The 24,372-nt window shown below is 44.5% G+C and carries 21 protein-coding genes; 14 read left to right on the forward strand and 7 right to left on the reverse strand.

Annotation, left to right across the window (positions count from 1 at the left end):
- The first annotated feature begins 59 nt into the window (after window positions 1-59).
- The 5 genes from clpX (at window position 60) to R7040_RS15965 (ending at window position 6,887) form a co-directional block, all read left to right on the forward strand.
- Entirely contained in the window at window positions 60-1,340 is a 1,281-nt protein-coding gene (gene clpX, locus R7040_RS15945; RefSeq protein WP_005382345.1) for an ATP-dependent protease ATP-binding subunit ClpX, read from the forward strand.
- A 130-nt stretch (window positions 1,341-1,470) separates the two neighbouring features.
- Window positions 1,471-3,822 (forward strand): endopeptidase La, encoded by a 2,352-nt coding sequence (lon, locus tag R7040_RS15950; RefSeq protein ID WP_318081535.1) that lies wholly within the window; start codon window positions 1,471-1,473, stop codon window positions 3,820-3,822.
- A 191-nt stretch (window positions 3,823-4,013) separates the two neighbouring features.
- The gene (locus tag R7040_RS15955; RefSeq protein ID WP_005382341.1) at window positions 4,014-4,286 is read left to right on the forward strand and encodes an HU family DNA-binding protein; all 273 of its coding nucleotides are present in this window, start codon (window positions 4,014-4,016) and stop codon (window positions 4,284-4,286) included.
- Window positions 4,287-4,487: 201 nt separating this feature from the next.
- Window positions 4,488-6,347, forward strand: a complete 1,860-nt coding sequence (gene ppiD / locus R7040_RS15960; RefSeq protein ID WP_005382334.1) for a peptidylprolyl isomerase — start codon at window positions 4,488-4,490, stop codon at window positions 6,345-6,347.
- Window positions 6,348-6,602: 255 nt separating this feature from the next.
- Entirely contained in the window at window positions 6,603-6,887 is a 285-nt protein-coding gene (locus tag R7040_RS15965; protein WP_064353730.1) for a ComEA family DNA-binding protein, read from the forward strand.
- A gap of 97 nt (window positions 6,888-6,984) precedes the next feature.
- Here the strand turns inward: R7040_RS15965 and rrtA are convergent, their stop codons facing one another.
- Window positions 6,985-7,536, reverse strand: a complete 552-nt coding sequence (rrtA, locus tag R7040_RS15970) for a rhombosortase (protein ID WP_005382331.1) — start codon at window positions 7,534-7,536, stop codon at window positions 6,985-6,987.
- A gap of 3 nt (window positions 7,537-7,539) precedes the next feature.
- Between rrtA and R7040_RS15975 the strand changes: the two genes are divergently transcribed.
- Window positions 7,540-8,154: a tRNA-uridine aminocarboxypropyltransferase gene (locus R7040_RS15975; RefSeq protein WP_054575199.1), complete on the forward strand. Its 615-nt coding sequence runs from the start codon at window positions 7,540-7,542 to the stop codon at window positions 8,152-8,154.
- 6 nt (window positions 8,155-8,160) lie between these two features.
- Here the strand turns inward: R7040_RS15975 and R7040_RS15980 are convergent, their stop codons facing one another.
- From R7040_RS15980 to R7040_RS15990, 3 genes are all read right to left on the reverse strand, one after another.
- Entirely contained in the window at window positions 8,161-9,483 is a 1,323-nt protein-coding gene (locus tag R7040_RS15980; protein WP_064353724.1) for an anti-phage deoxyguanosine triphosphatase, read from the reverse strand.
- Between the two features lie 15 nt (window positions 9,484-9,498).
- Entirely contained in the window at window positions 9,499-10,083 is a 585-nt protein-coding gene (gene yfbR, locus R7040_RS15985) for a 5'-deoxynucleotidase (RefSeq protein WP_062730721.1), read from the reverse strand.
- A 90-nt stretch (window positions 10,084-10,173) separates the two neighbouring features.
- Window positions 10,174-11,388 carry a pyridoxal phosphate-dependent aminotransferase gene (locus tag R7040_RS15990; protein WP_005384283.1) on the reverse strand — a complete coding sequence of 405 codons (1,215 nt, stop codon included), beginning with the start codon at window positions 11,386-11,388 and terminating at the stop codon, window positions 10,174-10,176.
- Between the two features lie 217 nt (window positions 11,389-11,605).
- On the opposite strand from R7040_RS15990, the gene R7040_RS15995 reads away from it, so the two are divergent.
- The 7 genes from R7040_RS15995 (at window position 11,606) to R7040_RS16025 (ending at window position 19,117) form a co-directional block, all read left to right on the forward strand.
- Window positions 11,606-12,913, forward strand: coding sequence for an isochorismate synthase MenF (locus R7040_RS15995; RefSeq protein ID WP_064353725.1), 1,308 nt, complete (start codon window positions 11,606-11,608; stop codon window positions 12,911-12,913).
- Complete coding sequence (menD, locus tag R7040_RS16000) at window positions 12,910-14,628, forward strand: 2-succinyl-5-enolpyruvyl-6-hydroxy-3-cyclohexene-1-carboxylic-acid synthase (protein ID WP_318081536.1); 1,719 nt, start codon at window positions 12,910-12,912, stop codon at window positions 14,626-14,628. Before R7040_RS15995 ends, menD begins: the two co-directional genes overlap by 4 nt.
- Entirely contained in the window at window positions 14,615-15,442 is an 828-nt protein-coding gene (menH, locus tag R7040_RS16005) for a 2-succinyl-6-hydroxy-2,4-cyclohexadiene-1-carboxylate synthase (protein WP_213899478.1), read from the forward strand. The genes menD and menH overlap by 14 nt, the downstream gene beginning before the upstream one ends.
- On the forward strand, window positions 15,435-16,301 hold the full coding sequence (menB, locus tag R7040_RS16010) for a 1,4-dihydroxy-2-naphthoyl-CoA synthase (protein ID WP_005382318.1): 867 nt from the start codon (window positions 15,435-15,437) through the stop codon (window positions 16,299-16,301). Before menH ends, menB begins: the two co-directional genes overlap by 8 nt.
- A 125-nt stretch (window positions 16,302-16,426) precedes the next feature.
- Window positions 16,427-17,416, forward strand: coding sequence for an o-succinylbenzoate synthase (gene menC, locus R7040_RS16015; protein WP_176310857.1), 990 nt, complete (start codon window positions 16,427-16,429; stop codon window positions 17,414-17,416).
- Window positions 17,401-18,828: an o-succinylbenzoate--CoA ligase gene (gene menE, locus R7040_RS16020; protein ID WP_176310858.1), complete on the forward strand. Its 1,428-nt coding sequence runs from the start codon at window positions 17,401-17,403 to the stop codon at window positions 18,826-18,828. Before menC ends, menE begins: the two co-directional genes overlap by 16 nt.
- 100 nt (window positions 18,829-18,928) lie before the next feature.
- Window positions 18,929-19,117 carry a hypothetical protein gene (locus R7040_RS16025; RefSeq protein ID WP_017634658.1) on the forward strand — a complete coding sequence of 63 codons (189 nt, stop codon included), beginning with the start codon at window positions 18,929-18,931 and terminating at the stop codon, window positions 19,115-19,117.
- Here R7040_RS16025 and R7040_RS16030 read toward each other — a convergent pair.
- The 3 genes from R7040_RS16030 to R7040_RS16040 all read right to left on the reverse strand — a co-directional run bounded on the left by R7040_RS16030 (window position 19,114) and on the right by R7040_RS16040 (window position 22,636).
- On the reverse strand, window positions 19,114-20,043 hold the full coding sequence (locus tag R7040_RS16030) for a YeiH family protein (RefSeq protein ID WP_141135613.1): 930 nt from the start codon (window positions 20,041-20,043) through the stop codon (window positions 19,114-19,116). The genes R7040_RS16025 and R7040_RS16030 overlap by 4 nt on opposite strands.
- 114 nt (window positions 20,044-20,157) lie before the next feature.
- Window positions 20,158-22,032, reverse strand: a complete 1,875-nt coding sequence (locus R7040_RS16035; RefSeq protein ID WP_213893666.1) for an MFS transporter — start codon at window positions 22,030-22,032, stop codon at window positions 20,158-20,160.
- 13 nt (window positions 22,033-22,045) lie between these two features.
- Window positions 22,046-22,636 (reverse strand): TetR/AcrR family transcriptional regulator, encoded by a 591-nt coding sequence (locus tag R7040_RS16040; RefSeq protein ID WP_005382308.1) that lies wholly within the window; start codon window positions 22,634-22,636, stop codon window positions 22,046-22,048.
- Between the two features lie 392 nt (window positions 22,637-23,028).
- Here R7040_RS16040 and R7040_RS16045 point away from each other — a divergent pair, with 392 nt between their 5' ends.
- The gene (locus R7040_RS16045; protein WP_005384268.1) at window positions 23,029-23,901 is read left to right on the forward strand and encodes a Tim44 domain-containing protein; all 873 of its coding nucleotides are present in this window, start codon (window positions 23,029-23,031) and stop codon (window positions 23,899-23,901) included.
- Window positions 23,902-24,372 lie beyond the last annotated feature (471 nt).

Raw genomic sequence — 24,372 nt, forward strand, 5'->3', positions numbered from 1 at the left:
ATTTTGGCAAAAATTGATATACACTCATTCATGAAGAGTAAAGGCTAAGAGGTTAGCGAATGACAGATAAAAGCAAAGAAAGTGGCAGCGGTAAATTGCTGTACTGTTCTTTCTGCGGCAAAAGTCAGCACGAAGTTCGCAAGCTAATCGCAGGTCCGTCAGTGTACATTTGCGACGAGTGTGTCGACTTATGTAACGATATTATTCGCGAAGAAATCAAGGATGTTCTCCCTAAGAAAGAATCTGAAGCGTTACCAACGCCAAAACAGATCCGTGAACACCTTGATGACTATGTGATCGGGCAAGATTACGCGAAAAAAGTGCTCGCAGTTGCGGTATATAACCACTACAAGCGTTTACGCAATGGTGATACAACGAGCGAAGGTGTGGAGCTTGGTAAGAGTAACATCCTTCTAATTGGTCCTACAGGTAGCGGTAAAACACTACTTGCGGAGACATTAGCTCGATTCTTGGATGTGCCATTTACAATGGCAGACGCGACGACACTAACCGAAGCCGGTTACGTAGGTGAAGACGTTGAAAACATCATCCAAAAGCTTCTGCAAAAATGTGATTACGATGTAGCTAAAGCGGAACGCGGCATCGTTTACATTGATGAAATTGATAAGATTTCACGCAAAGCTGAAAACCCATCTATTACGCGTGACGTATCTGGTGAAGGTGTTCAGCAGGCGCTACTAAAACTTATCGAAGGTACGGTTGCATCGGTTCCACCTCAAGGTGGTCGTAAGCATCCTCAGCAAGAATTCCTACAAGTGGACACATCTAAGATCCTGTTCATTTGTGGTGGTGCTTTTGCTGGCTTAGACAAGGTGATTGAGCAGCGTGTTGCAACAGGTACAGGTATTGGCTTTGGTGCTGAAGTTCGTTCGAAGAATGAATCGAAGACGGTAGGTGAGCTATTTACTCAAGTTGAACCTGAAGACTTAGTGAAGTACGGCCTCATTCCAGAATTCATTGGTCGTCTACCTGTAACAACAACACTGACTGAGCTTGATGAAGAAGCGTTGATTCAGATCCTATGTGAACCGAAGAACGCACTGACCAAGCAATATGCAGCATTGTTTGAGCTAGAAAACGCCGAACTTGAATTCCGTGAAGATGCGCTGCGCGCTATCGCGAAAAAAGCAATGGAGCGTAAAACAGGTGCTCGTGGCTTACGCTCGATTCTTGAAGGCGTGCTACTTGAAACCATGTACGAATTACCATCTGCAACAGACGTTAGTAAAGTCGTGATTGATGAGTCCGTCATTAATGGCGAGTCAGAGCCACTGCTTATTTACAGTAACGCAGACAATCAGGCAGCTGGAGCAGAGTAAATTCAGCCATAATGAAAAAGGAGGTAAGTAATTACCTCCTTTTTTTATTTCTCTTATTGAATCCAAACAATTAGCCCCCATATACTGCCTTAAGTAATACGTTAAACGTGAAAGCGGAAGAGAGAATTATATGAACTTGGAACGTTCCGAGCGTATCGAGATCCCGGTACTACCTCTACGTGACGTAGTGGTCTACCCACACATGGTTATTCCATTGTTTGTTGGTCGTGAGAAATCGATTAGCTGTCTAGAAACGGCGATGGAAACCAACAAACAAGTTCTTCTTGTGGCACAAAAGCAAGCGGATACTGACGAGCCTACGGTTGACGACCTATTTGACGTAGGTACGGTAGCCACCATTCTCCAGCTCTTGAAGCTTCCGGATGGCACAGTAAAAGTATTGGTCGAGGGCCAGCAGCGAGCAAAAATCAATCACTTTAAAGAGAGTGACTTTTTCCTAGCGGAAGCTGAATTTGTTGTTACGCCAGAATTGGATGAGCGTGAGCAAGAAGTGATTGTTCGCAGCGCGATTAATCAGTTTGAAGGGTTCATTAAGCTAAACAAGAAGATTCCACCAGAAGTGCTAACGTCACTTAATGGTATCGACGAAGCCGCACGCTTAGCGGATACCATTGCGGCTCATATGCCGTTAAAGTTGGTGGATAAGCAGCAAGTGCTTGAAATTGTTGACGTCACTGAGCGTCTGGAATTCCTGATGGGCCAGATGGAATCAGAGATCGACTTGCTGCAAGTTGAAAAACGAATTCGTGGTCGCGTTAAAAAGCAAATGGAAAAATCTCAGCGTGAGTATTATCTGAATGAGCAAATGAAAGCGATTCAGAAAGAACTTGGTGAGATGGAAGACGCACCAGACGAGTTCGAAACGCTACAGAAGAAGATTGACGAATCAAAAATGCCTCAAGAGGCACGTGAAAAGACAGAGCAAGAGCTGCAAAAGCTTAAGATGATGTCTCCAATGTCTGCTGAAGCAACAGTGGTTCGTAGCTACATCGATTGGATGGTCAGCGTTCCTTGGGCTAAGCGCTCAAAAGTTAAGAAAAACTTAGCGAAAGCAGAAGAGGTTCTTAATGAAGATCACTACGGTCTAGAACGCGTCAAAGAACGTATCCTTGAATACCTGGCTGTTCAAAACCGTATCAACAAGCTAAAAGGTCCTATCCTTTGTCTTGTTGGTCCTCCTGGTGTAGGTAAAACGTCTCTTGGTCGTTCAATTGCTTCAGCTACAGGCCGTAAGTATGTTCGTATGGCGTTGGGTGGTGTGCGTGATGAAGCGGAAATTCGTGGTCACCGTCGTACTTATATCGGCTCATTACCAGGCAAATTGATCCAGAAGATGTCGAAGGTTGGTGTGAAGAACCCGCTGTTCTTATTGGACGAAATCGACAAAATGTCTTCCGATATGCGTGGTGATCCGGCATCGGCTCTACTAGAAGTACTTGATCCTGAACAGAATAACTCGTTCAACGATCACTACCTAGAAGTGGATTACGATCTCTCTGACGTTATGTTTGTTGCGACATCGAACTCGATGAACATCCCGGGTCCATTGTTAGACCGTATGGAAGTTATTCGTTTATCTGGTTACACCGAAGACGAGAAGCTGAACATTGCAAAACGTCACCTTGTTGATAAACAAGTGAAGCGTAATGGCTTGAAAGCGGATGAGATCGTCATTGAAGATTCTGCGATTATTGGCATCATTCGTTACTACACGCGTGAAGCGGGTGTCCGTAACTTAGAGCGTGAGATTTCTAAGATCTGCCGTAAAGCGGTGAAGAACATCTTGCTGGATAAGGACATCAAGTCAGTAACGGTAACGATGGACAACGTAAAAGAGTACTTAGGTGTTCAACGTTTCGATTACGGTAAAGCGGATGAAAGTAACCGAATTGGTCAAGTAACTGGCCTAGCTTGGACCGAAGTGGGTGGCGATCTATTAACGATTGAAACTCAATCAATGCCAGGTAAAGGTAAGCTGACACAAACGGGTTCTCTTGGTGATGTGATGCAAGAGTCTATCCAAGCAGCAATGACAGTGGTTCGCTCTCGTGCAGAAAAGCTAGGTATCAATACTGACTTCTACGAGAAGAAAGATATTCACGTACACGTCCCGGAAGGCGCGACACCAAAAGATGGCCCAAGTGCGGGTACAGCAATGTGTACAGCATTGGTTTCTTCTCTAACAGGCAACCCTGTGAAAGCAGAAGTAGCGATGACGGGTGAAATCACACTGCGTGGTGAGGTTCTACCTATCGGCGGCCTAAAAGAGAAGTTACTTGCGGCACACCGTGGTGGCATTAAGACAGTGCTAATTCCAAAAGATAACGAGCGTGATTTGGAAGAGATTCCTGATAATGTTATCGCGGATCTGGAAGTTATCCCTGTACAGTGGATTGATGAAGTACTGAAAGTCGCACTAGAGCGAGACCCGACGGGCGTTGAGTTTGAGTCTCAAAAATAGTGATGTGTAGCAAAAATAAGTAAAAGTTTACGCTGATAAGCCCAAAAAGGCTTGTCAGCGTTTTTTTTGGGCGCTAAGTTAGTTTCGATAGCTGCCAGCCCTTGATGAATAAGGGGTGGAGCATATTTTCTTAACAATGGAACGAAAGTCATCACAAAAATAATCACAGATGACACAAAGGGGAAATTACAGTGAATAAAACTCAGTTAGTAGAACAAATCGCAGAAAATGCAGATATTTCTAAAGCGTCAGCGGGTCGTGCTCTAGATGCATTCATCGAAGCAGTAAGCGGAACTCTTCAATCTGGTGATCAAGTCGCTCTAGTTGGCTTTGGTACATTCAGCGTTCGTACTCGTGCTGCACGTACTGGTCGTAACCCAAAAACTGGTGAAGAAATCCAAATCGCAGAAGCAAAAGTACCAGCTTTCAAAGCTGGTAAAGCACTGAAAGACGCTTGTAACTAATCACGGCGTTATTTCTGTAACCGGCCATTTGCTTAACTTTTGCTCAAACAATAAGTTTCGAACAAAAATTTACAAACTTCGAGCCGAACTTTCTTAAATTATGCGCATCATACTGATGCGCATTTCTTTTTCTGATATTATTGCGCCATTATTTCTATTAGATAGAAGCAGTAGGCTTCAATTGTGGAGAGCAGTTAAATTATGATGGATCGACTACGCGAAGGCGTGAATAGCATCGCGGTCAAAATTATCCTTGGACTTATCATCCTGTCTTTCGTATTTGCAGGTGTAGGTAGCTACATCGTTGGTGGTAGCAACAACTCTGCAGCGAAAGTCGGTAACACTGAGATTCCTCGTGGTGAGTTCGAGATGGCATACCAAAATGAGCGTAACCGTATGCAAGCTCAGTTGGGTGACTACTTCTCTCAAATGCTGGCTGACCCTGCATATGTTGAATCTTTCCGCAAATCCGTTTTAGATCGAATGATCAATGACGTGTTGCTTGACCAACAAGCTGAAGCTTTGGGTCTGCGAATCAGCGACACTCAAGTGCGTAGCATGATTCTAGACATGCCTCAGTTCCAATCTAATGGTCAGTTTGATCAAGAGATCTATCAAGCTTCTTTGCGTCGTGCAGGCTTTTCGCCAGACTCTTTTGCTGAGTACATGCGTCGTGAATTGGTTCGTGAGCAACTGCTGAATGCGCTACAAAACAGTGAATTTATTCTGCCGGGTGAAGTACAAGCAGAAGGCAAGCTGTTCACTCAAACTCGTGATATTCGCACGATTCAGATCGACTTAGCGGAGTTTGCGAAAAATATTGAATTGACCGACGAAGAAATTCAAGAGTACTACAAAGCAAACCCAGACAACTTTACACGCCCAGAGCAGGTTAAAGTCTCTTACATCGAACTGTCAGCTGAAGCGCTAAAGGAACAAGTTAATGTTTCTGATGCTGAGGTGAAAAAGTACTACGACGAGCACTTAAACAAATACTCTTCAGAAGAGCAACGACGTGTCGCTCACATTCTTGTAGAAGGGGACGATGAAGCAAAAGCGCAAGCTATCCTAGACGAGCTAAACGCGGGTGCAGATTTTGCGACGCTTGCTCAAGAGAAATCTGACGATTTTGGCAGCGCTGAAAACGGTGGTGACCTAGGTTGGATTGAGCGTGATGTGATGGACCCTGCTTTTGAAGAAGCGGCATTCGCACTGAAGAATCCTGGCGATACGTCGGGTCTAGTAAAGTCGGACTTTGGCTATCACATTATCAAGCTTGAAGAGCTAAAAGATTCTGTGGCGAAGCCATTTGAAGAAGTCGCTGCTGAAATCAAACAAGAGATGGTCGACCAACAAGCGATCGATCAATTCTACGAGTTGCAAAATGAGCTTGAGCGCGTAGCGTTTGAATACCCAGACTCATTGTATGATGCTTCTCAAGCGGTTAACCAAGAAGTGAAGACAACGGACTTTATTTCTCAGGTTGATGCACCTGAAGTGCTTCGTAGCCCTGCGGTAATGCAAGCTATCCTAAGTCCTGAAGTTAAAGAAGATGGCCTAAACTCTGAAGCTATCGAAGTTGCGCCTGAGCATATTATCGTTGTTCGTGTTGAAGATGCGCGTGACGAGACAGTTCTTCCACTAGAAGAAGTGAAAGATCAGGTTGTTGCAGAGCTATCTCGTGTTAAAGGTGAGCAAGAAGCGATGGAACTTGGAACACAAGTCGTTGCGGCATTGAAAGAAGGTAAGACGAACGTGCTTGCTGAAAACAATCTTGCCTTTGGTGAACAAGAGACAGTAGATCGTCGTTCTCCGTTAGCAACAACGGTATTCGCGATGGCAAAACCAGTCGATGGTAAACCAGTATACGGTCAGTCTAAAGATCTTGAAGGTAACATCATTATCATCGAGCTTGATGCTGTAAACGCAGAGCTAGATAGTGAGTTAGAAGATCAAGTTGCGATGCAAATGCAGCGTGCATCTTCTCAGCAAGATTTATCATCTGTACTAGCCGTACTGCGTGCAAATACTGACATTGAGTACTTTGTTGTGAGCAACTAAGCACAATTAGTGTAATTTGTATGTTGAATAAAACGGACCGCATAAGCGGTCCGTTTTATTTTTGTCTTTATGAACTTCAATCATCAATAGGCATTACTTAAATTAGTGCGCGTTTAAGTGATAGCGGCCGTTGTGAATTCCGGGTCATCTCAGTTTGTTAAATGCATAACCATATTGCTTTCCATTGCAAACTTGATAGTGACTCGCTCTCGATGACTGTTTTTAGCCTACTATTTTGGAGATTGTATGTTCAATATGAAATGGATTTTGACATTGTGCTTATTTGTTTGTGCACCTTTTAGCATGGCTGCGGATTCAGCCACTGACAAATATGAAGGAATTGAAATTACTGTAAATATCAACACGGCCACTGCTGAAGAAATTGCGACCATGTTGAAAGGTATAGGTGAGAAGAAAGCGCAGAGTATAGTGGACTACCGCGAGGAACATGGCCCTTTTAAAACGGCAGCAGATTTGAAGAGCGTAAAAGGCATTGGTGAAGCGACAGTTAAGAAAAACGAAGACCGCATTTTACTGTAGCTTGATGTATTGCAGATATTGAGTCTGAATTCAGAACAATATCTGCTTCCCTATTACTGCTTTCCCGAACCAGCACCTCTTTCGTGGTTCGGGATTTTTATCCGAATAAACGACGGCGAAGGCCTTTTTCCAGTAAAGCCATTACTAACCCACCGAGTGCGCCAAACATATGAGCATCAATAGCAACGTTTGCACCGATAAGCTCAGCAGTACTGCTTGATGGGCCATAGACCTGCTCCCATGCTACTTTGGCGATTAGCCCTCCGACTAACAACACACTGCTTCTTCTACTTTCAAAGACTTCTCTGAGCGCCCAAAATCCAAACAATCCGTGTAATACGCCGGATAAACCCACGTACACCGACATGTTGGTAAACAAATTCAGCGCACCAACACATGCACATAAGATTGAAAAAACGATAAGGAAGTTACGAGTGCTTGGGCGAAAAATAAAAGTAATGATCCACAATCCGGCGAGGTTCATTCCTAAGTGCGCAAAGTTGGTATGTGTGAGATTTCCTGTTACGATTCGCCACCATTCACCATGGCGTATATTGTAGCTGTGCCACTCGGTTAGGCTTGCCATTGGTTCAAATTGAAGTATCAAACAGATCACGCTGATAATACTCAGCAAGGTATAAAGGTTCACTCTATGTCTCGTTATTGTTCTCGTTGTGGAAAATCGCAAAAAGCGTGTATTTGCCAATGGATTGTACCGCTGGCAAGCGAGGTAGAACTTATCATTCTTCAGCACACGAGTGAAGAACATCGTCCGCTTGGTACGGCACGGATTCTCAATTTGAGTTTAGATAACTGTATTTGTTTGATAGGAGAGGACTTTTCTTGTGATGATGTCTTAAATCACTTATTAGCGGATGAGTCATATCAACATTTTGTTCTTTACCCATCAGAAGGGTCACGATGCATTTCTGAAATCACTCAAGCGAGTCATAGTGTATCTAAGAAAATACGTTTGATTTTGCTCGATGGTACGTGGAAAAAAGCGTACAAAATGTGGCAACTCTCAAGCAACTTACATCCACTCCCAACCGTGCAGTTGCCTAAGCAACTACAAGGGCACTACACCATTCGTAAGGCGCCCTCTGAGAATAGCTTATCGACAGTCGAGGCAGGTTATCATTCGCTTCGCTTGCTTGAACCCGAGCGAGACTTTACACCGCTTATGCATGCCTTTGAAAATATGATCGAATTCCAAATCGCCCAGATGCCTCCGGGCGTTTTTGAAAAGAATTATTTGAAAGGTTGAGTGTTACTAAAGAACGATGGAAGAGAAAAGTTGGCGGTGTAGCTTTTGTGCGTGACCATCGGTCATTGCAGAAATGTAATCGGCGATGACCCTCATCTTATTGCTTTCGCTCTTCGCCTGACACCACAGCTCTTTTGTATGAACGGGTAGTAAGCGCTCTGGGTCTGCTGTTAACGCTTCAAAAATATCCATAATAATTTGCTGACCCTTATACTCAACGATCTGGACCTGCGGGACTTGGATAACGAAGGTGCTGACAAAGTGCTTGAGTACGTCAAGTGCACGTGCCATCTGTGGTTCTAAACACGCATTCCAAGAAAGTAAAGGGTTATTAAACGGCTCATCCACCGTTTTGATTGAAATGCTGGTCAGTAGCGCGTTAACCATACCACCGATGGCATCTTTCCGCTCATGGTGCTTACCGCTAAATAGCATCTGTCCGATGGAATCGATATGAGCTTCAAACCACGGGTCGCCACAGTCCGCTAATTGACTTGCTGCGCCTTCTTGCCATTGCTGACGTGTCACCATACCAAGTACGATTGCATCTTCTAAATCATGAACACCGTAGGCGATATCATCTGCTAGCTCCATGATTGAGCAGTCGATTGATTTAAAACGCGTTTTACTGTGCTCAAACTCCGATTCTGGCGTTGAACGCATCAGACTAAGCAATGCCTTGTCGTTGTCAGAAAGCGGTGCAATTACCCAATCAAATAAGTCTTTATCACAATCATAAATGCCTTTAGCTGGGCTCCAATCTTTTGCTTTTAGTTTACGTTGATGCTTGGCTGGTTGAGGCAACTTGACGGAGCGTGTTTGACTAATGAGGGCAGGGTACTTAATCAAACCAAACAGCGTGCGGCGTGATAAATTCATTCCGAAATGCTCGGTATAAGGCTCTAACTTAGTGACGATACGAAAGGTTTGGGCGTTCCCCTCGAAGCCGCCATGTTCGCGCATTACGTAGTTTAGAGCGACTTCTCCCCCATGACCGTATGGAGGATGCCCGATGTCGTGAGCCAAACATAATGAATCAATTAAGCTGTCTGATGGTAATAGTTCACGGAACTCTGGTTGTTTTTTCTTTAACTGGGCGACGATACCGGTCCCGAGTTGCGACGCTTCTAAGGAGTGTGTTAACCGACTGCGGTGAAAGTCTTCCAAGCTATTGCCGTGTACTTGGGTTTTTGCTTGTAGGCGTCGAAATGCAGCCGAGTGAAGAATGCGTGCTCGGTCTCGTTGGTACGGGCTCCGATGGTCGTCTCGACGGATTTTATGCTCATCATCATGGCGCTCTTGCCATTGCGGGTGTAATTCAAACGACACGATTATCTCCGTAAGCTAACTGATTTCATCTAACGATAATTCGAAACTTGGGGCAAAGGTATTGAGAAAGTAATCCATTTCAGGCGTTTTGCGTTCTTGCAAAGTGACGTCTAAGCGTTTTTTTGCCAGAGCGAACTCATGGTTACCGGCGCTTAGTTCTTCAAGACATTTTAAATAGGCACAGATGGAATCGGCTTGCTTAACGATTTTTGCGTCCTCTTCGTGTGCAGAGTGAGAAAGAAGATAGGGAGCAAAATCATCTTGGAACTCTTCCGGTAACATTGAGAGTAATTTTTGCTCCGCTGCTGATTCTATCTTCTTATATTCTTTGGCAATTTCAGGGTTGTAATACTTCACTGGAGTCGGAAGATCACCCGTTAATACTTCACTGGAGTCATGGTACATGGCAAGAATCGCGATGCGCTCTGGATTAAGGTTACCGCCGAACTTTTTGTTTTTAATTAGGGCAAGGGCATGAGCGACAAAAGCAACTTGTAAGCTATGCTCTGAAACGTTTTCTGGTGAGACGGACCGCATTAAAGGCCAGCGTTGGATCAGCTTCATTCGAGCCAGGTGGGCGAAAAAATGGCTTTCTTTCATGGCTTTCTCCGTTTCTGGTGTAAAAAAGGAACTCACTAGGAGTTCCTCTAAGCATATGAGAGATCAGCACTAATTACTACCAGTGATTCATTACTGGCTGTAGGTTGATAGGAATCTTTCAAAACGTCCAATGGCGATTTCTAGATCTTCAACGTGCGGTAGTGTCACGATGCGGAAGTGGTCTGGTTTTGGCCAGTTAAAACCAGAACCTTGCACCAGTAAGACCTTCTCTTGTTTTAAGAAATCTAAAACCATCTGCTGATCGTTCTTGATGTTGTACATTTTAGTGTCGATTTTCGGGAAGAGGTACATCGCACCCTTAGGTTTGACACAAGAAACACCAGGAATTTGATTGATCAGTTCATACGCTCGGTTGCGCTGCTCTAATAAGCGTCCGCCAGGTAAAATCAGTTCATTGATACTCTGGTACCCACCTAACGCGGTTTGAATGGCATGTTGCATTGGTACGTTTGCACATAAACGCATCGATGAAAGCAGCTCCAAGCCATTCACGTACCCTTGAGCCAGATGTTTAGGCCCCGTTAGGAACATCCAGCCACCACGGAAACCACAAACACGGTAGGCTTTTGAAAGGCCATTGAATGTCATGACTAGCACGTCTTCAGTGAGTGTGGCGACTGAGGTATGTGTTGCACCGTCGTACAACACTTTGTCGTAGATCTCATCTGCGAAAATGATCAGTTTGTGCTGGCGTGCTATCTCAATGACTTCAAGTAGGAAGTCACGGCTGTATACCGCACCTGTCGGGTTGTTCGGGTTGATCAGAACAATGCCACGTGTCTTTGGTGTGATTTTCTTTTTGATGTCTTCAAGGTCTGGGTACCAGTCAGCCTCTTCATCACATAGATAATGAACCGGCTTACCACCAGATAGTGCAACTGAAGCTGTCCATAACGGATAGTCTGGTGCTGGGATCAGCATTTCGTCGCCATTGTTTAATAGCGCTTGCATGGCCATTACGATCAACTCAGACACGCCGTTACCTACATACACATCTTCGACATCTAGCGAGCGTATACCTTTACGCTGATAGTGTTGGACCACAGCTTTACGAGCAGAGTAAATACCTTTGGAATCACAATAGCCTTGAGAAGTCGGCAGATTACGAATCACGTCGACTAAAATCTCATCAGGGGCGTCAAAACCAAATGGGGCAGGGTTACCAATGTTTAGCTTTAGGATTTTATGCCCTTCTTCCTCCATGCGCTTAGCATGTTTGAGTACAGGACCCCTAATGTCGTAGCAGACATTGTCGAGTTTTGACGACATCCCAATATTTTGCATTGTTTAATTCCTAAAAATTCGTTAATTTCTTTATTAAAATACAATAATTTGTTTTTTATTAGAATATATATCTGTAAATAATCTGTCTGTTGGTTAAGTTTTGCTCGCTTGCTATCACAGGATTTCGCAAAAGATCGCATACGACCTTGATTTGCTTTGGGTCTAAACTTAGAGTAGCCGTCAGTTACCATTTATCCTCACATACAACGAGGTTGATTTGTCACAGTTCCATCAAGCCGTAAAGAGAATTATCGAGCGAGTTCAGCAATCGGAAGGCAATCAAACACGTCTGGTCGAGCCCCTTAGCGAGAAACCTAATTTCTCATTTATTGATTGGCTTGATGCACAACCACTTTTCCCTAAGTTTTATTGGCAGTCCCGCGATACACGTGAAGAGGTCGTTGCACTAGGGCAATTGCACGCTTTTGTTGAGCCAGGTCCTGCTTATACCATTCTAGGTGAAGGGCAAAGAGTCTGGGGCGGGCGCTCTTTTGATGGACAGCATGAGAAGAATCGTCGCTGTATGCCTTCTTTTTTCTTTTTGCCTCAAATTGAGTTAATTCGTTTTGACCAACAGTGGTCTCTCGCAGTTAATATTTCAGAAGACAAAGCGCGAACTCTAGCTGGGTTGAATAAACTGGTTTGTGAGGTCGCGGCCTTAGCTCCAATTTCGTCTCACATCCGCTCTATTGTTCACACGCCAAGTCAGCCTCAATGGAATGAGTTAGTTCATAAGGTTCTGACTGGTATAGAGAATGATGATTTTAAGAAAGTGGTTTTAGCGCGTCGTTCTACCGTGCAGCTTGATAACACATTAAGTGCTGCACAGCTACTTAAAGCAAGTTACTTAAATAACCATCATAGCTTCCATTTCATGCTGAGCTTAGACAGTAAGCACTGTTTTATGGGGTCTACGCCAGAACGTTTGTATTCTCGCGTAGGGCATGAGCTACATACCGAAGCGTTAGCAGGTACGATTGGTCGGGGAGACAATGCCACTCAAGATATGGAGTTGGCGAATTGGTTATCCCAAGACCAAAAGAACCTCAACGAAAACCAGTATGTGGTGGACGACATCATTGATCGTCTATTACCGCATTCTGAAATTGTTGAAGTGGAAGCTGAACCGAGTTTGGTCAGACTACGAAAAGTGCAGCACCTTAAGCGAAATATTCACGCTAGTCTAAGAGCGGGGATAAATGGTGTTCAGTTGTTATCGGCGCTTCAGCCAACAGCGGCGGTTGCTGGCTTACCCCGACAAGAGTCCATGCAGTTTATTCTTGATAATGAGCCCTTTGCACGCGGCTGGTACGCGGGGTCAATGGGTTATATAAGCCATGAACGAGCAGAGTTTTGTGTCGCAATCAGAAGCGCGCTTGTGCTCGGTGATCAAGTACAACTGTTTGCGGGCGCAGGGATAGTGCCTGGTTCTGTGGCAGAACATGAGTGGGCAGAGCTTGATAAGAAAATGTCGACGTTACTTACGCTGATTTCTGATCATCCGCCATTGGGAGTCGCATCATGAGTCATGACCAAGCGGTGCTCAATCGAGTTTGGTCAGAAACCATATTGATTGAGCTTCAGCGATTTGGCGTTAAGCATGTTTGTATCGCTCCCGGATCTCGTTCTACTCCTTTAACTTTAGAAGCGGCAGAACAGTCCGACTTTTCCATTCATACTCATTTTGATGAGCGTGGACTGGGCTTTATGGCTCTTGGTTTAGCGAAAGCTACTCAGGAGCCAGTGGCAATTATCGTTACCTCTGGTACGGCAGTGGCGAACCTATTACCGTCGGTTGCCGAAGCCAAACTTACTGGTGAAAAACTGGTGCTGCTGACAGCAGATCGTCCAGTAGAACTTGTCGGCTGTGGTGCAAACCAAGCGATAAATCAATTGGGTATTTTTTCACATCATGTTTCGGCCAGTTTGAATTTACCAAGCCCAAATTTAGCAACGTCGCTTAACTGGTTGCTTACTTCAGTTGATGAAGTGATGTTTACGCAGCAATTGCAGGGTAGTGCTGTTCATATTAATTGTGCATTTCCAGAGCCTTTGTATTCCAACGGCGCAAAAGCGGATTATCAAACCTACTTAGATTCGGTCGCCGGATGGCGAAAAGGAAGCGGCACTTATACTCAGCGTTTTAGCCATTTGTCACAGGCGAACATCCCGTCTTGCTCAGACAAAAAAGGGTTGGTTGTGATTGGCAGCTTACCGCTTGAACAAGCGCAGTCGGCGCAGGCGTTTGCACAAAAAATGGGATGGCCGGTACTTGCAGACCCGCAAAGTGGTCTCAGTTCGGATTGGGCGCATTACGATGTATGGCTTCAACTTCCCGAGTTCGTAAACGAGCTTGAGTCTTGTGAACTTATTATCCAATTTGGTAGCCGAATTATCTCAAAACGTTTGAATCATTGGATTGATAAACAAGTTTCGCAGAGTCAACAAGATAAAGACGTTCAGTATTGGTATGTCTCACCTTGTATGGACCGGAATAACCAAAATCATCTGGCGCAAATGCACTGGGTTGAGCCTCCTCAAACGTGGGTTTCTCGCATTAGCTCTGAGAAGTCAATATTTGCTGGGTGGGCTGATAGGTTAGCGAATGACGTTAAGCGAGTTCATCAACGTATCGAAGAAGCCTTCCTATCTGATTCAGCGTCTGCCGTTGACGAAATTGCGCTGGCAGCAGACATCAACGAGCGCACAAAGAACGTAGATGTTTTCTTGGGTAATAGCTTGTTTGTTCGGCTTGTTGATATGTACGGAAAATTGGATGGTGTAGAGGTTTTCACTAATCGAGGCGCGTCAGGGATTGACGGTTTGTTTGCTACGGCATCAGGCGTGCAACGGGCAAGAGGTAATCCGTTACTGGTGTATATTGGTGACACAGCAGCACTTTATGATCTCAATTCTCTGGCGCTATTTTCTCACAATAAACTGCCGGCGGTACTTGTTGTTACTAATAATGACGGCGGTGCGATTTTTGATATGTTGCCAGTACCACCAGAGCGCAGGACGACATATTATCAAATGCCTCATGGTTATCAGTTTGAACACGCGGCAAAGCAGTTTGGTTTGGCGTATTTGCATGTTTCTACACTGGAGCAATTCCAATCATCTGTAAAAGAGCATTTATGTCACCGCCAAGGAACGTTGCTGGTCGAGGTTCAAACCCCACCTAATCAAGCTGCTGAGACACTCAAGGCATTTAATAAGAGTCTGAATGCTTTACTTTGAACGTTTCCCTGTATTAGAAAAACACCAAAGTAGAACGTTGCCCACTTTGGTGTTTTTGCATGGTTTGCTTGGTAGCGGTGAAGATTGGCAATCGTGTATCAACGCGTTACCCGAGTATGAACGTGTTACGGTTGACCTCCCTGGTCATGGGCACAGCCAATCTATTTCTTGCAGCGATCTGAATGATTGCTGCAAACTTCTTGGTTCCACACTATCTTTATTATTTCCCTCACAACAACCACTTATTTTGATTGGTTACTCTATGGGCGGCCGCATTGCGATGCATGGTATTGCCCATCAATGCTTTCCAGATCTCAATATTGCGGGCGCGATTGTTGAAGGGGGAAACTTCGGGCTTCAAACTGAGTCAGAGAAACAGGTGAGATTAGAGAATGATGCTCGCTGGGCAATGCGTTTCAAAACTGAACCACTTGAACGTGTTTTGAACGATTGGTACCAACAAGCGGTGTTTTCTTCACTAAACCATGAGCAAAGACAAACATTCATTGCGAAGCGAAGTGATAATCTTGGCTCAGCGGTGGCGAATATGTTGATGGCGACATCGTTAGCCAAACAGGCATATTTGTTGCCCTCACTGCAAAAGCAGAACATACCAGTGTATTACTTGTGTGGTGAGAAAGACCAAAAATTTAGCCAACTGGCACAACATAGCGGGTTGGCGTATCGACAAGTTGAAGGCGCTGGTCATAACGTCCATCAAGAGCAGCCCAAACAGTTTGCGATACATACCAAGCAAATAATTCAGTCTCACTTTGGTGAGAGTAACGAGAACAATGGGAATCACCATGGCTAAAACAGTAGGCATTTCTGAAGAAGAACTTTACGCTCCGGTTCAATGGAAAGATTGCGGCGAGAAATACGAGGACATTCATTACCATAAGTCTGAAGATGGTATCGCGAAAATCACCATTGCGCGTCCTCAAGTGCGTAACGCGTTTCGTCCTCAAACGGTAAAAGAGATGATTGATGCGTTGGCAGATGCGCGTTACGACTCTGGTGTTGGCGTGATCATTCTGACAGGTCTAGGTGAAGACGCATTCTGTTCTGGCGGCGACCAGAAGATCCGTGGCGACTATGGCGGCTATAAAGATGACCAAGGTACGCATCACCTAAACGTATTGGACTTCCAACGCGATATTCGTACTTGTCCAAAACCAGTGATCGCATCGGTAGCGGGTTGGGCTGTTGGCGGTGGTCACGTTCTGCACATGATGTGTGACCTAACGATTGCAGCTGACAACGCTCAATTTGGTCAAACAGGCCCTAAAGTGGGTTCATTTGATGGCGGTTGGGGTGCATCTTACATGGCTCGCATCGTAGGCCAAAAGAAAGCTCGCGAAATTTGGTTCCTATGTCGTTTCTACAATGCTCAAGAAGCGGTAGACATGGGCCTAGTAAACACAGTTGTACCACTAGCGGATCTAGAGAAAGAAACCGTTCGTTGGTGTCGTGAAGTACTACAGCACAGCCCAATGGCATTGCGCTGCCTGAAAGCTGCATTAAACGCAGATTGTGATGGTCAAGCGGGTCTGCAAGAGCTAGCGGGTAACGCAACGATGATGTTCTACATGACTGATGAAGGCCAAGAAGGTCGTAACGCCTTTAACGAGAAGCGTCGCCCAGACTTCGATAAATTCCCTCGCAACCCATAATCCGTCTAAATGAGGAGCGTGTTAGCTCCTCTGTTCCTTTTTTCCTGAGCGCCTCGCCCTCTGGGAGGCTGGTGGGATTGCTCGTCAGAACGCTCAAATATAAGGCATTACATAGGACTTGAATTATGCGTGAAGCGAAAATTTATCGTTATAGCTTGCCCATGGATAGTGGTGTCATCCTACGTGACAACAAGCTAACCGAACGTGTTGGTTATGTTGTTGCGCTTTCTGAAGGTGACCAAATAGGGTTTGGAGAAGTCGCTCCTCTTCCTAGTTTTAGTTTAGAGAGCACCGAAGATGCGGGTGTTCAGCTACAAGAACAGGCGGAACGTTGGGTAGCAGAGTTGGATGTGGATTATGCCAATATGTACCCGTCGGTTGCGTTTGGTTTATCGATGGCACAGCTTGAATTAGCTGGTGGCTTACCACAACAAGGTAAATACCAAACAGCGCCACTATGCACTGGCGACCCAGATGAGCTCATTCCAAAGCTGAACGAAATGGAAGGTGAGAAAGTCGCTAAGGTGAAAGTTGGACTTTATGAGCCAATTCGCGATGGCATGCTTGTGAACCTTTTTCTTGAATCAATCCCTCAATTAACGCTTCGACTCGATGCCAATCGCGCTTGGACACCAGAAAGAGCGCAGCAGTTTGCTAAATACATTACTCCGTCTTTGCGTCAGCGCATTACTTTTTTGGAAGAGCCGTGCCGCTCTCCTGGCGATAGTCTCTCTTTTGCGATTAATACTGGTATTGCTATCGCTTGGGATGAAACATTGCAAGATGCGGTTCGTCGTGAAGATTTCCGTCTTGAAGATCTAACTGGAGTGAAAACGATCATTATCAAACCCACACTCATTGGTTCAGTGGATTTTTGTATTACACTGATAGAGAAAGCGAAGTCACTAGGGATGAAAGCAGTGATTAGCTCGAGCATTGAATCCAGTCTCGGTTTAACTCAATTAGCGCGCTTTGCCCAATGGCAGCTGCCTGATGAAGTTCCAGGTTTGGATACGATTGGCTTATTCAAAGCTCAGCTAGAGCAGGGCTGGCCTAAGTGTGAACTTCCCGTTCTTCCTCTAAAAGACCAGGAGATTGTGTGGCATTCTGCGTAGACAATATTGCGAAGGCACCATGGAAATATTGGGCTCAAACGAGCCCTTTTTCTATTGCACTCAAGACATCAACAGAAGTTTTAAACTGGCAACAACTCTCGAAGCGTATTGACCAATACACTCACTATTTGAATGACTTGGGTGTAACTCGGGGGGATGTGCTGACTTTGGTTGGCAAGAACCAAGTAGAAACACTGTTGTTTTATCTTGCCTCCAAACAGTTAGGCGCGCTCGCTGCGCTGACCATGGAACAACCACTAGATAAGTTGCAGGGTAAGCTTGCTACACTTTACAGGCCTGATCAAACTCGGTTTATCTGGTTTTCTCAGGAATGCGCTTCGACCTTTTCTGAACATGATATACAAAAACTCAAGGCAACATTGCTTTCACCGCCTGTAGTATCACCGCAAGAGAGTGATTCGTTGACTGAAGATAGCTATCATCATGACCGGCTCGCTTCAGTAGTATTTACTTCTGGCTCTACAGGTGAGCCTAAAGCTGTGGTTCATACACATCGACAGCATCTTGCGTCTGCAGAGGGCTTGTTGCAGGAGTTCATTTTCACTCAGCAAGATGCTTGGCTGTTATCGCTTCCGCTGTATCACGTCTCTGGATTAGCGATTGTCTATCGTTGGCTATATGTCGGAGCAACACTAAAAGTCGGTTCAGGGAAACTTGTTGATGATGTTCAGGGCGTATCACACGCTTCTTTGGTTGCGACTCAGCTCAAACGGTTATTGGATGATGATGCACATTTGTCATTGACACATGTGCTACTGGGCGGCAGCCACGTTGATCACGAGTTGGCACTACGAGCAACAGGGCAAGGCATTGAGACATGGTTAGGTTATGGGATGACGGAGGCGGCCTCTACCGTTACCGCAAAGAGAATTGACAGCACCAGTAATGCTGGACATGTATTGAAGCACCGTAAGATAAAATTAGTTGACCAACGCATTTTTATTGGCGGTAAGACATTAGCGGCAGGGTATTTCCATCAAGGACATGTTACCCCATTTCTGGATGAGAAAGGCTGGTTTTACAGCAAGGATCTTGGCGAGTGGCAAGGTGATGAATTAAAGATAATCGGCCGTGCCGACAATCAGTTTATCTCTGGTGGTGAGAATATCCATTGTGAAGAGATTGAAGCCGCTTTGAACCAAATTGATGGTGTAGTGCAGAGTATAGTGGTTCCAGTCGAAGACGCGGAGTTTGGTCATAGACCAGTAGCTGTGATTCAGACCAATGGATTGCGCAGCAAGTCGGAGTATGACCAGCACTTACAATCAAAGTTAGAGAAGTTTAAATGGCCAGTGGAATACCATGTAATGCCACTAACTCTACTAGAAGGTGGGATCAAAATTTCACGTAAGGCCGTGAAAGAGTGGCTACTGTCATCACTTCAGCATTAGTCAATTTTGCTATGTATTAGTCATAAAGAGAATTTCGTATCCTTATAACTCTGAATCATAATTATGCTTCTTCGTGGAGAGAAAATGCATAAGGTTCAGGATGGCAAAGCTAGTTTTAATTGCGGCAGTAGCACTACAAATTGGTATCGCGATAAGTAGTGAAGGGCTAGCCCGCTCTCTTGCAGAGCTAACGGCATTTTTGATCGCTATTGCGTTGGTCGTTATATACAAAAATAGCAAACGGGAAATACCGTCCCCTCAACGCGATAAGCAGACCACCAATATCTAAAACAGTAACCAACTTAGAGAAGTGGTCGAAATTAACACCCACAGAGTCACACCAAACAACAGCGGCTTAGCTCCAGCTGACTTTAGTTTTGAAATTGAAATGCTGCAACCTATCAAGAACAGACATACAACCAACGCTTGCTTTGCTCCAATGAAAATGCCGTGATAGACTATTTCAAATTGAGGAAAGAAGTCGCTAAACGCGATAGCTGCACAGTACCAAAAAATGAAATAAGGGATAGCTAGTTTTTTCTTTCCATTCTCTTTTTGGCCTCGTGAAAAGATGACGGTACTGATCAAAGCAACAGGAATGATCCATAAAGCGCGCGCGAGTTTCAATGTTGTTGCCGTCGTTAGTGCTTCTTCCCCATAGGCCGAGGCAGCCCCGACAACAGAAGATGTGTCATGAATGGCAATCGCAGCCCATGTGCCAAACGTGTGTTGATCTAGCCCTAAAGCATGTCCAATCACAGGAAACACAAAGAGTGCAATGGAGTTCAGGACAAATACCGTTGCCAGTGCTAATCCAATCTGCTCGTCTTTCGCTTTAATCGCCGGTGCCACAGCAGCAATTGCGCTACCACCACAAATTGCAGTACCTGATGAGATTAAGTAAGCGGTTACTCGCTCCAATTTAATTACCCTGGCAATGAGAGTGCCCATGATCAGTGTGCCTGTAATAGTGGCGATGATCAGGCCGATACCATCCGATGTGACTGCAAGTGCTTGCTCAAAGTTGATGCCAAAGCCTAAGCCAATAATCGAGTAAGACAGCAGCTTTTTAGTAAAAGAAGCGATGGGCAGCTCGGAAGGCACAAAACCAAAACTTGCGAGTAGAAAACCGATAACTAGAGCAATAGGAGAGGAGGCAAGGGGGGTTAAACAAAAAAGTAACGCCAATCCAAACAGGAGGTAGTTTCTATTCAAGGTTTTTATTCGCTGTTGTGAATGAAAGGGAGAGTATATCGCACTGGGTGTGGTCAGTTTGTCTTAATGATTTGAACACATGTTCAGTTATCCTAAACATGTGTTCAAGTGTATTTATCGCCAGTCGCCTCTGAGTTGATGCACTTTATCGAACATTGTTTTTGCCGTTGCCTCATTTGGTGGCACCGGTTGTCCTGCTTCAATTTCTAGCTTTGACCAAAATCGAGTCGGTAAGCCACAGCATGCGCGACCTTTTGCGCGGCTGAAATAGCTTCCCCATAAGCCTTTAAGTGCAACAGGTATGACGGGTACTGGGCTACGACGTAGAATGATATCAATACCGCGCATGAATTCATTCATTTCACCATCTGAAGTTAATCTTCCTTCAGGGAAAATACAGACGATATGACCTTCGCTTAGCGCGGCTTCCACATCGTTAAATGCACGTCTAATAGAGCTTCTGTTACTCGCTGAAATTGGAATTACCCCAGTTCGACGTAAAAAGCGCCTTAATGGAGGTAGGTTGGCGTAATCTTCCTCCATCACAAAACGAATCAACCTTGGGCATACTGCACTAAGTAGCAATGCATCCATGTAGCTTACATGATTACATACAATCAATGCCCCACCATGCTCGGGTAGGTTGTGTAGATTCTTATGCTTAACTCGATAGATGGTGTGCGTAAGCATCCACATGACAAAGCGAACTACAAAAATAGGAATTTGCAAAAAGATGTAAGCGGCAACTAAGAAATTTAAAATGGCTAACAATGCAAACAGCTGAGGAATTGTCATCTTGATTACACTTAGGCACACAATACCTAAGACAGCGCTGCCGACCATAAACAGAGAGTTAAAAATGTTGAGCCCTGCGATGACTTGAGCACGTTCGGTTTCCTTTGCTCGATGCTGCATTAATGCGTAAAGAGGCACAATAAACAAACCGCCCGAAGCGCCAATCATTAATAGGTAGAAAAATAATGGCCAAAAAGGCTCATATCTAAAGAAGTCTACAAAGTTATGGAAAACAGGTAGATCATTGGGAATGGAAGTGGCCATTAGGTACCCAAATACCGTAATGCCAAAGGCACCAATTGGCACAATACCGACTTCGATACGATGGTTTGAGATCCAATTGCAAAGTAGCGACCCTAGCGCGATACCAATGGAAAATAGAGCGAGCAAGAAAGACACCGCACTCTCGGTGCCATTTAGGTAAATCTTAGTGAAATTCGGGAATTGTGTTAGATATGCGGCGCCTAAAAACCAAAACCAACTTATTGCCATTATGCATTGAAAAACAACTCGATCGGATTTGGCGATAGAGAGCGTGTGTTTGGTTTGCTTGTATGGTTGCCAACGAAAAGAGAGATTGGGAGCGCTGGCTGCAGCAAAGGGGATTGAGCGGCTCGACAAGTAGCCTAACAATGCGAAGATCACGACACAAAATGCGGCAAGGTATTTTGCGTTGTCTGCAGAGGCTATAATCCCAGCGCCTAAGGTGCCAATAAGGATGGCGATAAAGGTACCAGCTTCAACAAGAGCGTTGCCGGGCACTAACTCTTTAGCATTTAACTTTTGAGGCAAAAGGGCATATTTAACTGGGCCAAAAAATGCTGACTGTGTGCCCATTAAAAACAGTAGCAATAAAAGCACACCATAACTTTCGGTTATGAATCCGATGGCACCCAACAGCATGATGGCTATTTCAAATAGTTTGACCTTACGAATAAACCATGACTTTTCATATTTGTCGGCTAATACGCCAGCGGAAGCAGAGAACAGAAAGAACGGTAGAATGAACAAGCCTGCCGCAAGGTTGATGAACAAATTGCTCGAAATAGGCAGTGCACTGGAGCTCGCGAATGCGACAAACAACAGCAAAACGTTTTTAAAAATATTGTCGTTGAAAGCGCCAAAAAACTGAGTAATGAAATAGGGCAGGAACTTTCTCTGCGTAAGTAACGACGGCTGTCTGTCGGATGACATGGATAATCCTTTGCTACCAGTTCGTGAGATAGTTAGAAAGAAGATTACTGATCAACTCTTTGCCATCAATCGGTTCACTAGAGAAAAACTTATCATCAACACTGAGTAAAGTAATGCCATGTACGCCAGACCAAAGGACTCGACTCGCTTGAATCACTTCGGATTCAGTACGATGTGGTGCGATTTGAGCCAATAGTGACTCTAGCATTCCCGTCATACCATCGATACGTTTGGCATGCCATTCCGGAAGTTCTGCTCCATTCATGTTGTGTTCGAACACTAACTGCCAACGGTATGGGTGTTTTTGAGCAAAATCGTGGTAGCAATAAGCGAGTTCAAAAAGCGCTTGATGGGAGTCTTTGCTGTCATTAGTCGCTTTGCGTGCTTCTTGAGATAACTCATCTAAAGTTTGAGCGACAACATGAAGCAACAACAAATTATAATTACCAAAAACATTTACCAATGTGCTTGGCACGTAACCAATCATGTTAGCGATTTTACGAAGACTGAGTTCGTGGTAAGAATTCTCATCTAAAAAGTTTTTGACCGTTGTTAAGGTCAAATTCACTAACTCTTCTCGGGTGTGATCGTTTCTGCGCGCCATACTCTCAAACTACTTTATTGAACATCGTTCAATATGATAGTCAGCTACCTATTAACCGTCAACAAGGCAATGTGTCCAAGTGCCCTCAAGGTGTAGGATTCTGAGCTGTGTCACTGATTCTAATTCAAGTAAAACAATCTGGAGTATTAGTGAACTTATTCCATACTTTTTTTACATTGATCAAGCGCCTTCAGGTGAATTGTAAGCAGTGTGAGCAGTCTGCATTTTTGGCAATATTCTGATACATGTCAGCTTCTATAAGCTATTTTCATCAATCGGTATACAGAGTATGATGACTTAAAAATCATCTTTGGCGTGCTACTGTTTGAAACAACGATTGTTTCGTCTTGAAAATGGGGCACTATCTTAGATAGCTAACTTTAAGGATAACGATGAAACGTTTATTTTCTATTGTTGCTTTGTTGATGTTTACCGTTGCTGTAACGCCTATCGCGGAAGCGAAGAAGTTTGGTGGCAGTAAGTCTTTCGGTAAGAGCTACAAAACCGCACCAGCACCGAAACAACAGCAACAAAACACCAATACGGTCGGCAAAGATCAGACGACAAAGTCTTCAAGTAAGAAAGGCCTTATGGGTGGTCTGCTAGGCGGACTTCTTGCTGGTGGTCTACTTGCTGCATTCTTTGGCGGTGCTTTTGAAGGTATCCAGTTTATGGATATCCTAATTATTGGTTTGATTGCCTTTGTCATCTTTAAACTAATGCGCGGTATGCTAGGTGCGAAGCAGGGCAGTATGAACCAGCATCGTCAACAGCCTGCATTTGGTGGCAACGCATCTAAGTTTGAGCAACCAAACATGCAAAACTTTGAGCAACAACCAAACACAAATAATGGTGGCTTTGGTGGTTTTGGCGCTCAAACAGACGTACCACATAACTACCCACCGGGTTTTGACCAAGCAGCGTTCATTAATGGTTCTCGTGAACACTATCGAATCCTGCAAGGTGCGTGGAATCACAACCAGCTAGAAACTATTGAAGAATATGTTTCTCCAAGCTTGTTTGAAGACCTAAAAGCAGAGCGCGCGAAGCTCGACGGTGAGCAGCATACTGACGTAATGTACGTTGATGCGGAGATCGTCCGTGCTGATTACGATGCAAATAAAGCACAGCTTAGTCTGCAGTTTAGCGGTCGTTACCGTGACACAGTAGAAGGTGTTGAAGAAGAAATCGAAGATATCTGGCACCTAGAGCGTGACTTGACTGCGCCTAATGCGCCATGGTTAATCGTTGGTATTCAAGGCTAGTCACCTTTAAACCAATTTAGTCACTAGTAAAAATCCCGCATCCCCTGCGGGATTTTTTGTATCTATCATTTATATTTCTTGTACGTGTTTTTATACAAACATCACTAATTGAGTCCGTTTGGTAATTTTGCGAACCCACTTTTTCTAGTAAGTCCTCAAGTGTTTTCCTAGTTATATTGAACATTCATATTAAGGCCATACGAACTAACAAAATCAAAATAGCTAGTACATTGTTTGTAGGGTAAAGATCTGCTCCTCAGCCTTTTGTTTGTGGAGCTTCACATGGGGTTGGTTGCTTTAGTGAGATTGAGTATAGGTTATACCAATCGTAGTAAATAACTGGTCATTCTAGCTTGTTAAAATACTCGATAACTGCGTTGCAATTTTTGATTGCAGAATAACTACTTATCGAAAAATTGCGCCTTGTTCTCAAGCATTTTCCCTACGCTATTTCTGATCACTTATTTACTG

Source organism: Vibrio sp. 1069, assembly GCF_033340555.1.

Excerpts from the sequence above, each read along its gene's own strand:
- clpX (WP_005382345.1), top strand. The coding sequence starts at position 60 with ATGACAGATAAAAGCAAAGAAAGTGGCAGCGGTAAATTGCTGTACTGT.
- R7040_RS16025 (WP_017634658.1), top strand. The coding sequence starts at position 18,929 with ATGGCAAAGCTAGTTTTAATTGCGGCAGTAGCACTACAAATTGGTATC.
- R7040_RS15965 (WP_064353730.1), top strand. The coding sequence starts at position 6,603 with ATGAAATGGATTTTGACATTGTGCTTATTTGTTTGTGCACCTTTTAGC.
- menC (WP_176310857.1), top strand. The coding sequence starts at position 16,427 with ATGCGTGAAGCGAAAATTTATCGTTATAGCTTGCCCATGGATAGTGGT.
- menH (WP_213899478.1), top strand. The coding sequence starts at position 14,615 with ATGCTTTACTTTGAACGTTTCCCTGTATTAGAAAAACACCAAAGTAGA.
- ppiD (WP_005382334.1), top strand. The coding sequence starts at position 4,488 with ATGATGGATCGACTACGCGAAGGCGTGAATAGCATCGCGGTCAAAATT.
- menD (WP_318081536.1), top strand. The coding sequence starts at position 12,910 with ATGAGTCATGACCAAGCGGTGCTCAATCGAGTTTGGTCAGAAACCATA.
- yfbR (WP_062730721.1), bottom strand. The coding sequence starts at position 10,083 with ATGAAAGAAAGCCATTTTTTCGCCCACCTGGCTCGAATGAAGCTGATC.
- R7040_RS15975 (WP_054575199.1), top strand. The coding sequence starts at position 7,540 with ATGTCTCGTTATTGTTCTCGTTGTGGAAAATCGCAAAAAGCGTGTATT.
- R7040_RS16040 (WP_005382308.1), bottom strand. The coding sequence starts at position 22,636 with ATGGCGCGCAGAAACGATCACACCCGAGAAGAGTTAGTGAATTTGACC.
- lon (WP_318081535.1), top strand. The coding sequence starts at position 1,471 with ATGAACTTGGAACGTTCCGAGCGTATCGAGATCCCGGTACTACCTCTA.
- R7040_RS16035 (WP_213893666.1), bottom strand. The coding sequence starts at position 22,032 with ATGTCATCCGACAGACAGCCGTCGTTACTTACGCAGAGAAAGTTCCTG.
- R7040_RS16045 (WP_005384268.1), top strand. The coding sequence starts at position 23,029 with ATGAAACGTTTATTTTCTATTGTTGCTTTGTTGATGTTTACCGTTGCT.
- menB (WP_005382318.1), top strand. The coding sequence starts at position 15,435 with ATGGCTAAAACAGTAGGCATTTCTGAAGAAGAACTTTACGCTCCGGTT.
- R7040_RS15990 (WP_005384283.1), bottom strand. The coding sequence starts at position 11,388 with ATGCAAAATATTGGGATGTCGTCAAAACTCGACAATGTCTGCTACGAC.